This is a genomic window from Anaerovibrio sp., from assembly GCF_024697385.1.
Lineage (GTDB): Bacteria > Bacillota > Negativicutes > Selenomonadales > Selenomonadaceae > Anaerovibrio.
In genome coordinates this window covers 1-11,753 of the sequence record NZ_JAILFV010000126.1, presented here as the reverse complement: position 1 = coordinate 11,753, position 11,753 = coordinate 1, and the positions used below count along the sequence as shown (strand labels likewise).

General features: G+C 45.3%; 17 protein-coding genes. All 17 read right to left on the bottom strand.

Features of this window, described 5'->3' with window-relative positions; all coding sequences use genetic code 11:
- On the bottom strand, positions 1-352 hold a 352-nt coding region (locus K6C05_RS07385), incomplete at its 3' end, for a hypothetical protein (RefSeq protein ID WP_296733134.1).
- 11 nt (positions 353-363) lie between these two features.
- Positions 364-696: a hypothetical protein gene (locus K6C05_RS07380; RefSeq protein WP_296733132.1), complete on the bottom strand. Its 333-nt coding sequence runs from the start codon at positions 694-696 to the stop codon at positions 364-366.
- A 6-nt stretch (positions 697-702) separates the two neighbouring features.
- Positions 703-1,062: a hypothetical protein gene (locus K6C05_RS07375; RefSeq protein ID WP_296733130.1), complete on the bottom strand. Its 360-nt coding sequence runs from the start codon at positions 1,060-1,062 to the stop codon at positions 703-705.
- A gap of 18 nt (positions 1,063-1,080) precedes the next feature.
- Complete coding sequence (locus K6C05_RS07370; protein WP_296733128.1) at positions 1,081-2,139, bottom strand: major capsid protein; 1,059 nt, start codon at positions 2,137-2,139, stop codon at positions 1,081-1,083.
- 19 nt (positions 2,140-2,158) lie between these two features.
- Positions 2,159-2,569, bottom strand: a complete 411-nt coding sequence (locus tag K6C05_RS07365; protein ID WP_296733126.1) for a hypothetical protein — start codon at positions 2,567-2,569, stop codon at positions 2,159-2,161.
- A gap of 17 nt (positions 2,570-2,586) precedes the next feature.
- On the bottom strand, positions 2,587-3,714 hold the full coding sequence (locus K6C05_RS07360; protein ID WP_296733123.1) for a head maturation protease, ClpP-related: 1,128 nt from the start codon (positions 3,712-3,714) through the stop codon (positions 2,587-2,589).
- On the bottom strand, positions 3,605-5,284 hold the full coding sequence (locus K6C05_RS07355) for a phage portal protein (RefSeq protein WP_296733121.1): 1,680 nt from the start codon (positions 5,282-5,284) through the stop codon (positions 3,605-3,607). Before K6C05_RS07355 ends, K6C05_RS07360 begins: the two co-directional genes overlap by 110 nt.
- A 4-nt stretch (positions 5,285-5,288) precedes the next feature.
- Entirely contained in the window at positions 5,289-5,513 is a 225-nt protein-coding gene (locus K6C05_RS07350) for a DUF6148 family protein (protein WP_296733119.1), read from the bottom strand.
- A gap of 13 nt (positions 5,514-5,526) precedes the next feature.
- Entirely contained in the window at positions 5,527-7,440 is a 1,914-nt protein-coding gene (locus K6C05_RS07345) for a terminase gpA endonuclease subunit (protein ID WP_296733116.1), read from the bottom strand.
- Positions 7,424-7,963: a hypothetical protein gene (locus K6C05_RS07340; RefSeq protein ID WP_296733114.1), complete on the bottom strand. Its 540-nt coding sequence runs from the start codon at positions 7,961-7,963 to the stop codon at positions 7,424-7,426. The genes K6C05_RS07345 and K6C05_RS07340 overlap by 17 nt, the downstream gene beginning before the upstream one ends.
- Positions 7,964-8,319: 356 nt before the next feature.
- Positions 8,320-8,874, bottom strand: a complete 555-nt coding sequence (locus K6C05_RS07335) for a hypothetical protein (protein ID WP_296733111.1) — start codon at positions 8,872-8,874, stop codon at positions 8,320-8,322.
- A gap of 181 nt (positions 8,875-9,055) precedes the next feature.
- Positions 9,056-9,472 carry a single-stranded DNA-binding protein gene (locus tag K6C05_RS07330; RefSeq protein WP_296733109.1) on the bottom strand — a complete coding sequence of 139 codons (417 nt, stop codon included), beginning with the start codon at positions 9,470-9,472 and terminating at the stop codon, positions 9,056-9,058.
- Entirely contained in the window at positions 9,469-9,633 is a 165-nt protein-coding gene (locus K6C05_RS07325; RefSeq protein ID WP_296733106.1) for a hypothetical protein, read from the bottom strand. Before K6C05_RS07325 ends, K6C05_RS07330 begins: the two co-directional genes overlap by 4 nt.
- Positions 9,634-9,931: 298 nt before the next feature.
- Positions 9,932-10,159, bottom strand: a complete 228-nt coding sequence (locus K6C05_RS07320; RefSeq protein ID WP_296733105.1) for a hypothetical protein — start codon at positions 10,157-10,159, stop codon at positions 9,932-9,934.
- Between the two features lie 2 nt (positions 10,160-10,161).
- Entirely contained in the window at positions 10,162-10,344 is a 183-nt protein-coding gene (locus tag K6C05_RS07315; RefSeq protein WP_296733103.1) for a hypothetical protein, read from the bottom strand.
- A gap of 15 nt (positions 10,345-10,359) precedes the next feature.
- A complete protein-coding gene (locus K6C05_RS07310) occupies positions 10,360-10,734 on the bottom strand; it encodes a hypothetical protein (RefSeq protein WP_296733101.1) in 375 nt (124 codons plus the stop codon).
- Between the two features lie 25 nt (positions 10,735-10,759).
- The gene (locus K6C05_RS07305) at positions 10,760-11,386 is read right to left on the bottom strand and encodes a hypothetical protein (RefSeq protein WP_296733099.1); all 627 of its coding nucleotides are present in this window, start codon (positions 11,384-11,386) and stop codon (positions 10,760-10,762) included.
- Between the last annotated feature and the right edge of the window lie 367 nt (positions 11,387-11,753).

The window sequence follows — 11,753 nt, the reverse complement described above, 5'->3', positions numbered from 1 at the left end:
CAAAGCGGTTGTTCATCATAAATGAGCGGGGTACAAGGGATTTCTTGCCGCGTTTTATTGCCACAAATATCCCCTTGCCCCTGACATTTGCGTTAAATGACTTTACAGGCTCACTGCCGCCCCGGACATTTATTACTGCACCACCAGTTATCTTGCTGATCTGGGCCTTGCCCTTCAGAGCCCCAGCCTTGACAGCGTAAACGTTTCTGATTTCCTTGCTGCCCACCTTGCGGGCATGGGTGGCGGCTCTTCCAGCTGCTGAAGAAATTGCAGGATTTATGTTCCGAGCACTTAATGAGCTTAATACCCTCATCAGGGCCTCATCACCCATCAATTCAACTTGAATGCCCATAATATCACCGCCTAAGCATGGTTAAAATCAAGGGTCAGCTTGAGCATCCCCATCAGGTTCTCGCAGGAATCAACAACGCATGTTTCACCATCAAATGTCATAACCTCATCTTTGGCCGGGAACTCCTGTAAATCATCCTTTACTACATAGACGATGGCCTGTTGTGTGTGTACGGCTTCAAATCCTCTATATTGCAGGCCCTTTAAAAGGTTATCCTGTTCTGTGGGAGACTGGACAACACATCGCACATTTACGCCGTTTAATTCGTGCTCGGAGCCGAATTCGTCAAGGTTGATAAACACATTGGCAAAATCCTTCTTTAGCTGGTCCTGAAAAGCACTCATAGCACATCACACTTTCTTGGCACGAGTATTGCCGCCCTTGCCTTTGCTGTTGGTTTTGCTAGTGCCTTTGCTGTTGGCTTTACCAGTGCTCTTGCTTACGGTCTGCTCAGGCTCCACAGCTGGCAGTTCTGCCACTATGTCCTCATCCTCTTCCTCAGCATCTTCATCTTCCAGCTCCTCCAGCTCCGAAGTCTCCTCATCGTCAAGAACGGGCTCAATATCAGAGGCTGGCAGTTCACCAGCCTCCTCAACCACACCCTGAACAATAAGGCTCTTTGCTGTATCATCAGGAAGTTCAATGGTTTTGCCTACGCCATACAGCTCACCCTTGTAGCTTACATAGCCCTTAGAAACTTTGATAATCATAACAGCCGCCCCCTGTTCTTAAGACTTGGCCTTGATGTAGGCCCAATCATCAGTGAATTCCGGTGCCAGCAAGAAGCGGCTGTACACCGTGAGGCTCATATTGTTGGCAGACTTGCTTGCGGCATACTTAGGAACATACAAGGCAGAATAAGTCTCAAAGCCAGTTTCCTCATCATTGATGAGATTAACAGCACCATGGAGCTGACGGCCACGGCCCGGAATACCAATGATAACATCATTAGCACCAAGGAAAGGCTTGGTGGAGCCGTCATCAGCGGTGTAGGTCTCCATGTAGCTGTATACCTCAAGGTTAAGGCTCTGGATAATACCGATGCGCATAACCTGAGGGGATATAATACGAGGCTGGATGCTCATAATGGACAGATTCTGGTTATTTGGTACAGACAACCACTTCATAATCTCAGTGTTGTTCAGCATGTACCCTGCGATATTCTTACCAACCAACATAACGGTAGGAACAACACCAGCATTCTCCTGGATCATCTCGGATGCGCCCTTAATGTCCTTGTAGATGGTAGCTCCTGCCTGGTCCCATGCAGTGGAAGGAGTAATGCTCTGATTCCAGTCAAAGGAAATGGTAGCCTGTTTTTCAGTTTCGCCATCATCAGCATAGCCCTTGATGGTGTAGGAGCCGGTGGTAAGAATTTCTGCTGCCATCTGATTCTTGCGGTTAAGAATCATGGCCTGAAGCTCCTTCAAATCGTTGGCCTGAATCTCAGTAGCACGCTCAGCTGCAGTCTTTGTGCTGTAAATGGTTTCGCCAAATCCGCGCTGTTCAATATCTTCAGCATTCACTGTACGGCGTGGTGCAACCATTGGAGGTACATAGATGTCCACATTGGAGCCCTCGCGGGATACGTTGATGCCCTTTACTTCACCATCAATGATAAATGGTGCCAGACGGCGACCGCCCTTTCTGTACTCCACAGCGATTTTGGAAGTTACGGCGGGTGTTGGAACGATAGGAAAGAAGGTATCTACCAAAGTGGTGGCAGGTGCCTTGATTCGCTCCATTGCCTGCATAAGAGAAACTGTATCTTTCATGTTGATAGCCATTATTTTTATCCTCCTTTTCTTACTTCAAGCTGGACAGGATGATATTTACATCACGCAGCTCTGCCTCATGTCCGTCAACGGTATCATTGGTAACTGCAACCAGCTTCTCACGGTTGAAAAAGCCGGAAGTATATACAGTTGCAACTTTGTCAGCAGTGGATGCATCCACAGCCTCTTTGGCAACAAACACAGCCACTCCGGCTGGTACAGCATCCTGGGCCTCAATATTGTGCTCTGCATCAGCTTCAACAGCTGCAACCGCAGCAGGGGTAGGAATAACCTTGCCGGTACCGCTATCAATACTCAATAACTGACCGCGTACCACGGTGGAACCTGATTTGATAGTTACATTCTTAGTCATTGCCGGAATCTCCGGGCCAGCAAACAGCTCATCATAAGCCACGCCAGTAACCTTTTCTAAACTAGCCATTGTTTTAATCCTCCTTCTTATTTGCCATTGGCAATATTTACAATTTCATCAATAGCTGCCTGCTTTTCATCCACAGTTGGGGCAGTGGCAGTTACATTGGCCGCCCCGGATTCCATATTGTCCTTGATGATATTGGACATAGCCTCTACGGCAGCATTGTTGACAGTCTCACTTTCCTTGGCCTTGTTCACCGCGTCAATATAGGCCTTGATATCATCAGCGGTCTGGCCTGCCTCCTTGGCAGCATTGATAATCGCATCGATAACACTGTCACCTGTAAGCATGGCCTCCAGGTTAATGATTCTCTCTCTTTCGGCCTTTACTGCATTTTCAATAGCAGTCTTGTCCTGCACGGGCTCTGGCTTTTCGCCGATACCCAGCTTGTCAGCAATTTTCTGAAGCAAGCCTAAAGTCTCTTTGTTTTCCATGTTCTTTTTTGCCTCCTTCTTTGGTTTCTGGATGTTTTCAAATATTGCACGGGCCTTCTCTCCGTGCTTAAATTTGCTCAAATCGCAGGATATAGAGTTCATAATAAGCAGATTACCGTTGATACGGTTTTCAATGTGCTCATCCGTCACGGAATCAGCAAAGCCATAGGTCACAGCCTCATCAGCTGTAAGCCATGTTTCTGCATCCATCATGTACTTTAATTCATCCTCCGTAACCTTGCCTTTGGTACGGCTCAGATATACGCTGACAATCGTATCCCGAACAATATCGAGATTATCAGCTGTCTTTCTCATTTCATCAGCATTTCCCACGGCATAGGTCAAAGGATTATGAATCATAAACAGGGCATTTCCCGGCATTATGACGGTATCTCCTGCACATGTGATGATTGTCGCTGCGCTCGCAGCCAGCCCGTCAACCTGAGCTGTTACACGACCCTTATAATCCTTAAGCTGGTTATAAATAGCCTGTGCTGCAAACACATCACCGCCGGGACTGTTGATTCTGAGCTTCAAATCACAGCCGTTTAATGCAGCCAAATCCTCAGCAAATGCCTTGGCAGTCACATCATCGTCAAACCATTTCTCATGAGTGATTTCTCCATATAGGAACATTTCGGCGGGTTCGTTCTCCCCGGCCTTGTTCGTCACCTTCCAAAACCTCGGAGTTGTCATCGTTGTCACTATCTTTCCCATTTTCTTCACCCCCTTCCGTGGCAAATGCTGTATTAGATGTTGGAAGCCCTAAGCTTTCCCTTAATTCATTCTCATAGGCGAGCTGGTGAAGGTTATCCTCATAATCGCTGCCTGTCATTTCTGCAGCTTCCCGTTCGCCAGTGCTCAGTCCGCTCTGTACGCGCAGCATAGAGCCCTTCATATCCTTAACAGGGTCAAGGATACTCATGGTCGGGCCATACCACTCAGCACAGCTCCATGCTTTTCTTATGCGCGGATCATCAAAAAAGCCAGGGCAATCAATCCGCCCATTGGCTACAGCTTCAGCGAGCCATATTTCATATACAGGCTGGCAGAAATCACGGGCGAACCATACGCGGCGCTGCTTATATTCATCCCATGCCTGCAGCAACGCTGCTCTGGATGCGCTGTAAGAGCTGGTAAAGTTCTTCATCAGTACTTCATAAGGTTGTCCTAAAGCCGCCCCAATCTGCTTTATAAGCTCCTGAATGAATATCCCAAAGGTGCTCTGAGCATTGCTGGCATCCATTGCCTTTACATCCACGCCCATAGGCAGGGCATTTAGTGTGCCAGGGCCTAAAGCATATTCGCCGACATCTACCACCGGAGCATTAGGATCCATCTCTATTCCCTGCCCCAATATGGTGTTAAGGTCACCACCAGAGGCTCCGCTGCTGGTAAAGAATAGCGAGAAGAAAGATTTAACGATGGCACTGGCCAGCTCAGCAGTTGTATAACGGCTTGTCTGCTTCAATGTCTCCAGTACAGGTGCCAAGTATGGAACGCCTCTGTATTGGTCTGCCCGCACATCGTGGCAAATCTGGAGTATATTAGGTGTGCCAGTTCGCTTTCCATAAGCCTCTACACGTTGCCATTCCACCACCCCGGAAAGGTCAATATGGTCATAAGGGACCTTGTTTGATACCCAATAGGCAGTAACTGCACCGTCTTTGTCCACTTCAACACCGCTTATGATTCTGTGTCCCTTGATAGGTGCGAACATCTCCACATTATTCACAGTGGTAAAACCGCTATTAATCGGATTTGATACCCTCGTAGCTTCCAAAAGTTGGATTCTAAGGGTGTAAGGATTGCCCGATGTTGGCAGCTTGCGACGGAACAATGCAAACGCATCACCATCAGTCATGTATGACAGATAGGCTATATCCTGTAAATCATAGAAATTGTTGCGCCGGTAAAGGTCACATTCTTTCGACTCTGCCCATAATTCAAATTCAGATCTGGCTTTTTTAATCCACTCGCGGGATTCTTTAACAGTTAAACCCAACTCTGAAAATCTAGGCCGCGGAAACAATGTAAGGCCTGTACCAATAGCATGGGTGGCACTTGTATTTAGCGCAGCCGCCCCCACAGGTGTATTGATAGCTTCATCAGCCGCCCTGTTTCTCAGGGTGTTGAGATTCAAATCAATATCTGATTTGGATGAGGATTTTACAGGGTTCCAGCCCTTCAGTATGTTTGACTGATGGGACGCGCCACCCTCAGAATATCCAGTATTTTTAATATCTAGCTTTTCCTTGCCAGCAGTTTTCTTCTTTTTCCTGCTCAAAGTTTCACCTCCCATCTATGAAAACTACCCGCTTACACATTCCACGGGTGTCAGCTTGTCCTTCAAGCACAGCACCACCGGCAATGAGGCTATCAATAGCCGCCCTGATAGACGACAGATTCGCCCTTGTCAGGGTCATATTGCCTATCGTGTAGGACTGCCCGGATAATACAGCCTTTTCGGCTTCAAGATACAGTCTGAGCCGCTCATTTTGTATTTCACTTGCCATTGTCTCACCTCACTCACCAAATATTGGACTGTCTGGAGGAGCGTGCGGATTTCTTTATCCTGGAAGGTTCCTTCACCCGCATTATTTCCTTTGTGTTTTGTGACTGCCTTCCTGTTACAAGCTCCTCCAGCCTTGCCCAATTAGCTTTTATGGACTGCATACAGGCTATGTTATAGACCCGCAAGTCCAAAGGCTCATTTCTTACCCCGCTGGTTGGTTCCCAACGGGTGCTGATAACACCATTTTTCTTATATGTCTTTTGTTGCTCGGAGATAATGCCCTTGAAATATATCTGGTCATATCCCCTATCTTTCAGGTATTCATCATCAAGGGGGAAGTGGAAATATCCCGGGCCCGGTTCCTTTATGTCCAGCCCATCCATAACCATCTGTTTCCCCTCGTCTACACCCAACTCGTAATGTGGTATAGGCCGATTCTTGGAATGTACCAGCCTATGCAGCAAGCTCACTCCAGGGCCGTTATTGCTCCCTCGGATTGGTATTCTTTGTTTGCGCCAGTTTTTCTCGCAGTATGCGTAAACTGATGTGGTGTAGTGACCACCAGAATCCACAAATACACGGGCAACTTTCAACCCTATCCCCGATTTGAGATAGTATTTACGGTCCAAAATATCATCCAGTGCCTCCCATGTACTCTGGTATTTGGGAATGCCCAGAATAACACCTTTCATTATTCCCCAGCATTCTTCACCCTTGCCCCAGCCACATATCTCATACTCAAGACGGTTATCCTGAGTATCAACTGCAGCTGTCAACAGCAGAACACCATCCGGCAATTCAGCCCCATAGTTTTCCCGCCGTCTTACAAACTGCATTTCATCCTCAAAGGCTCCCCGCTGACGATATGGCTCCCCAAAGCGTGTATTGATTACAACCTGCTCCCTCGTCGGGTCTCCCTTGGCCTCCAGCCACTCCCTGATAATCTCCGACCATGATATCCATGGGCTGGAGAAGGAGTTGACATAAAAAGACCGGATGCCGTTCTTCAACGCCTCCGGGTTCATAGGTGTATATTTTGGCTTTGAGTCTTTTATTGTCCGCTCATCATAGAGCATTCCACAATCAGGGCATACCCACTGCACCTTGTCCACTGTTACCGTGGTACGGCCCTGAGTATCCTTGTGTTCTGTGTATTCGGCTTTAATATCCACATAACGCAGGGTATGATACTCCCCACAATTAGGACATTGATGCTGCCATTCCTCCTGGGTACCGGCAAGGTACTCTTTCTCTATACGGCTCTGCCCCTCAACAGTAGGAGTTGAGAAAAGACCCATCACCCTGTTCCAGAAAGTGGTCATTCTCTTGGCAGCCAAATCCACAGGATCACCTTCGCCACCAGCAGAATCTGGGAAACGGTCTACCTCATCCGCCAAGAGTATTCTAACAGGACGACTTGCAAGCCCTGCTGGGGAATTTGCCCCACACATAATAAGGCGCCCACCGGGGAAAATCTTTGATAATATGGTATTATTGCCGTCATTCTGCTTTCCCTGTCCGCCATCCTTGTCCTTGACCGTATAAAACAGGTCTGTAAGGGCCGGTGTATCCCGCAGCATTGGAGAAATACGAGACTTGGAATAATCTATGGCCATGTCGATGGTTGGCTGTATCATCATGATAGTACACGGATCTAAATGAGCGAACCGGCCTACGATATTGTTCATTAGGTCAGATTTGCCTATCTGACTTGATGACATGACCGCAACCCGTCTCACTCCCACCTGGGTAAAAGCATCCATTATGGCCTTCTGATACGGTGCCCTGCTGGTACGCCACCGCCCCGGTTCTGCTGAAGTATTGGACAATATTCGATAATTGTCTGCCCATTCGCTGACTGAGGTTTTAGGCAGAGGCTTTAATCCTTTGACGGATATATACCGCCATAGGTCAACTGCTTTCTTCATCGTCAGCCGCCCCTTCTATTTCCTCATCAGTAAATAGCTCCGGTGTGTATTCACTTAGTTCGCTGAGTTTTTCTTCAATTTCCCTAGTCATTACCTCATAGATTTTGCCCTTGCCTTTTTTCTCCAACATAGGAGCAAGCTTAGAGGGCAAACCAAGCAGCTGTGTTCTGAGATTTGAAAGCATCTCCGTCAAAACCAGCTCCACAGTACGGGCATCATATGCCCGGGCCTCAGCTTTGGCCAGCTTCAGCTCGGAGATTTCCCGCTTTACCTTTTCATGGCGGGCTTTTTCGGCCATGTAATCAATGCTTTCACCATTTTCATCAGTCTGGGAGCCGCCTTTCATACGGTCATAGTTTCTTACACTCTGGAGGAGATATACGCCGCCCCGCTTATCTTCATCGTCACGGATTACTATGCCTTCCTGAATAAGTTGGTTTACTCGTACAGTTGTCACTCCCAACGCCTTGGCCAGATTAACCTGGGAAACAGTAATCTTGCGTGGATCTTCTGTAACTTTCATGGGCTCCCCCTCCTTTCTGTGATGTCCAAATTGAACACCTTAAAATTGCTTTGAAATTTTAATTACTTTGAAATCCAAAAACTGCCTTTGATTATATTAAAGAATTTTCCCATTTGGAGTCATTCATTTTATTAAACTAAGCTACAAACTTTTTTTGTGTGCAGACAGCTTTTGGGCGCCACGGGACGCGCAAGCGTTTTATATAGCCAGAAGTACCTTTTTTTTCTGACGCCGCCCTCCCCCTCTGCAACACAAAAAGGACATCCATTACAGATGTCCCTTTCGCGAGGAGTTCTACAAATGAAAACAGCATCGAAGTATCTTACTTCCTTTTATCATAATACCACTTAATATGTCTAATATTCGTTATAACGAATATTATTTTTTAGTCTGAGATAAATCTCAACTGTTTGATTTACTAGCTCACGCCACAAGTTCCTGACATAGTTTTCGCTGATAGACACTGCACCATTCAGGAACCTATCCTCCAGCTCCCTCATGTAGTGCATCTGAGTGTAGACAACCCATGCTGGCCGTCCAACCCCACTAACCTTCTTCACCTCAGCCTCACGCCTGACCTTAATGAATATGTTCTTCCTTTCTCCAAGACTTCGCTGGAGAATTTCTACAGCTTTGAGCCAGTAGTATTCGGGGTGGGATTCATCATACCGGACTATTCGGAGGGCTTGGGATTCTGTTGGATTCCCCACTCCATTATTTCCTCCCCCTTGGGGATTATCCGGCCGTGGCTGAGATGATAGCTCATCCGCTTTTTTGCGATTATATTCAGTCAGCCGGATATCATAGAACAGCAGATATTCTCTGGCTGTTTCCCTGTCACGCTTCATATCAGCTATAACCGTTGTTCCTATTTCACTCATTACATCACCTTTTACCCATATACCATCCAATAATTAATCCCATTACCAGGAATATCATTTTGATTTCCATCGTCTCATTTACCATGTTTACCTCCTGTTATTGGCTCCCATAAAGAACATGATTATTAGAGTCGTTGAAACTGATCCGCATATCATTCCTGCCAAAAAAGTTGCTGTTTCGAGCATGGTGTTATTGCTCCTTCCTCATTTTTTAAAACGGTATATCATCATCACTAACCGGAGTACCACCAAAGTTGCCGATATCATTCTGACTATTACCACCAGCTGGAGTACCACCGTCCTCCTTTTCTTTCTTATTGCCACAGAAATACACTTCGTTGACAATAACCTCTGTTACATATTTCTTGACTCCGTTCTGGTCGTCGTATGACCTGACCTGCATCCGCCCCTCAATAAGGACCTCTGAACCTTTTATAAGATTATTGGCCACTATTTCTGCCAGCTTATTCCATGCAATACATGGAATAAAATCAGCAGTTGGACCCTGATTGTCGCTACCTACCCTACGCTTTACTGCAATATTGAAGCTGGTGACAGCCTTATTTGTGGTTGTGTATCTAAGCTCTGGGTCTCTTGAAAGCCGCCCCTTTAAAATTACCTTATTCATCTTTTCCTCCTGATAAAGCCTTTTTCAATAAATTTTTTTATTCTTTCCGGTGTCCATCTAAAGAATTCGGTATTAACTATTGGCTGTCCAGCCTTACGAAAACCCCGGCTATAAAACTCAAAGGACTTGGTATACACATAGACAATATCTTTTTGAGCCATTATTGCGCCTCCTTTTTGTAGTGTTTTCTGAGGTAGTCCCTTATTTTATCACGAATCACAGCACTTCTCGGACCGTTATGCCTTATATAGTGGCATCTATCACACAATACCACGCCCTTTTGCTCCTCATCCGACCTATTGATACCGCAAGGCTCATGGTGGAACTTTTTGGCCGGATTTACCCAGGCCCCACAAATAACACACCGGTCATGGTCCCGATTATGAATAGCTCTGTTGAGATTACTTAAAGCTTTGCCTTTAAGCCTAACTCTTTTTGGTTTCTCCAGCATGGCCACTCCTATAACAACTGGAACTGCACAGCCTTAGCCACATCGAAAATCAATGCGCAGCCACTATCCCAATGAACACTTACCTCCAGCAACACTTCATCCTTGCTGTTATAAAGTACAACCACCTCTCCGCCGTTTGCAGAATCGTCAAGGTATTCTGCTCTGGCAATATCCTCTCTAGTCATAGCAAAGACTTTACCTAATGCCTCAGCTATTTTTTCTTTATTCTCAATCATCTTTATTCCTCCCCTATGTAAACCAAGCATGCACCCCTGTGCTCTCTATTGCGTCTATGTGCTATGGGACATTTCATCCACTGTAAATAATCCCAGTTAAGCCCTGTTTTTTTCTGAATCTCTCGGATAGTCCCATCGCATATATTCTTATCGCCCCTATAATAAGCGTATATTTTCTGCTTCATGTCTTCCCTCCACCTTCAGAGATAATACCCTCTCTTTTTATTCTTCTCATATGCAGCTTGTTTTATTTTCACACGCTCCTCCGCTTTAGGTATCAACCATGCCATTAACGATTCTGCACAATCCATCAGTACAGAAAGAGACCTATACAAATAATCGCCTTTGGCCATATATCCGCGCAATATTGCCCGGTATTCCATAGCTGCAGATGCCTTAACCTCCACAAAGTGGATTATCTGCATCGCGTAACTTTCACATCTACAAACATCAATATCATTTTCTGTGAGAGGCTCCCTATTAATTTTTGCAATAATTGTATTGCTCATTATCTGCACATCGGCCAATTCCAAAGCCGCATCTTTTTTTAATTTTTCCTCTGGTTCAACCCTCATACAGGGGATCACCAAATTCATTGCCTCATTGCATTCTTCCTCCAGGTGTGCCCACAATCTTTCGAGGCTTTGGTTTTCGTAAAATTTTGTAGGCTGAAGGTAATTTTCTGTCATCATCCATATCCCTTTCCAAAAAAATTTTAGTCATCGGGTACCCTTCCTCGGTATATCCCTGATATGATAATTCTTTGACAATATGATAGCCCGCTGGTGCCTTCATGCTGTCCATATATGTTTCCGATCTGATTACCATCTCCTTTTTTGTTTCGCTCCTTATAAGATTTCTACTGCTCTGTATCGCAGAAGCATTTTTGAATACAGAATCCTTTGTGAAATATTTTGCCAGCCTATGAGCATCTATTGGTTCGCCACCATATGTTTTCATTTCCACATTTCCATGTGGCCATATCTTCTTGATCTTGCGGATTGCCTCCGTTACCATTTCCGGAATCAAGATATGTCCATGTGGTCTTCCACCGCCAAATAAATTTTCTAAAATTCCTATAAATTTATATTCCTGCCCCATTTTTTGATATATATTTTTTAGCTTGCGTTTAAATTTAGCCCAGTCTTTTTTTATCTGTTCCACCGTATCCGGTTTTTCCCGATAAGTGCATGTAAGATAACAGTCTCCAGTTTTAAAATTATCCAAAAGCAAATGCTCCGTTCTTTCTCTACGGAGTCTTGCATTTATCTCATCCTGGGCAAGGGTGGTCCCCTTGTTCCGTCTAGCCCTTTTTTCTTTAACCTGAGAACTTTCCGGCTGGCATCTGTATGAATGATATTTTTTTATAATTTTGTATTTTAAATCATGGGACTGCCAAATTGATTTGTTCTACATAGAACACCCGTTTTATTTTCAAATAAAATGTCATAACTTTAATTCTTTCATCAAGCCCCAAAGCGGGGTTAACCCGCTTTTAAAAATTTATTTTTTATCCCTTGGAGCTATCTTTCTTCTATTAATAATTACAAAGTAACAAGATTTATAAATATCTCACACACTTAGACGATTAAAT

What these genes read in the sequence shown, in the direction of transcription:
- K6C05_RS07345 (WP_296733116.1), bottom strand. Translation starts at nt 7,440, where the DNA reads ATGAAGAAAGCAGTTGACCTATGGCGGTATATATCCGTCAAAGGATTA.
- K6C05_RS07350 (WP_296733119.1), bottom strand. Translation starts at nt 5,513, where the DNA reads ATGGCAAGTGAAATACAAAATGAGCGGCTCAGACTGTATCTTGAAGCC.
- K6C05_RS07325 (WP_296733106.1), bottom strand. Translation starts at nt 9,633, where the DNA reads ATGGCTCAAAAAGATATTGTCTATGTGTATACCAAGTCCTTTGAGTTT.
- K6C05_RS07365 (WP_296733126.1), bottom strand. Translation starts at nt 2,569, where the DNA reads ATGGCTAGTTTAGAAAAGGTTACTGGCGTGGCTTATGATGAGCTGTTT.
- K6C05_RS07310 (WP_296733101.1), bottom strand. Translation starts at nt 10,734, where the DNA reads ATGAGGGTTGAACCAGAGGAAAAATTAAAAAAAGATGCGGCTTTGGAA.
- K6C05_RS07380 (WP_296733132.1), bottom strand. Translation starts at nt 696, where the DNA reads ATGAGTGCTTTTCAGGACCAGCTAAAGAAGGATTTTGCCAATGTGTTT.
- K6C05_RS07320 (WP_296733105.1), bottom strand. Translation starts at nt 10,159, where the DNA reads ATGATTGAGAATAAAGAAAAAATAGCTGAGGCATTAGGTAAAGTCTTT.
- K6C05_RS07340 (WP_296733114.1), bottom strand. Translation starts at nt 7,963, where the DNA reads ATGAAAGTTACAGAAGATCCACGCAAGATTACTGTTTCCCAGGTTAAT.
- K6C05_RS07370 (WP_296733128.1), bottom strand. Translation starts at nt 2,139, where the DNA reads ATGGCTATCAACATGAAAGATACAGTTTCTCTTATGCAGGCAATGGAG.
- K6C05_RS07330 (WP_296733109.1), bottom strand. Translation starts at nt 9,472, where the DNA reads ATGAATAAGGTAATTTTAAAGGGGCGGCTTTCAAGAGACCCAGAGCTT.
- K6C05_RS07360 (WP_296733123.1), bottom strand. Translation starts at nt 3,714, where the DNA reads ATGGGAAAGATAGTGACAACGATGACAACTCCGAGGTTTTGGAAGGTG.
- K6C05_RS07375 (WP_296733130.1), bottom strand. Translation starts at nt 1,062, where the DNA reads ATGATTATCAAAGTTTCTAAGGGCTATGTAAGCTACAAGGGTGAGCTG.
- K6C05_RS07315 (WP_296733103.1), bottom strand. Translation starts at nt 10,344, where the DNA reads ATGAAGCAGAAAATATACGCTTATTATAGGGGCGATAAGAATATATGC.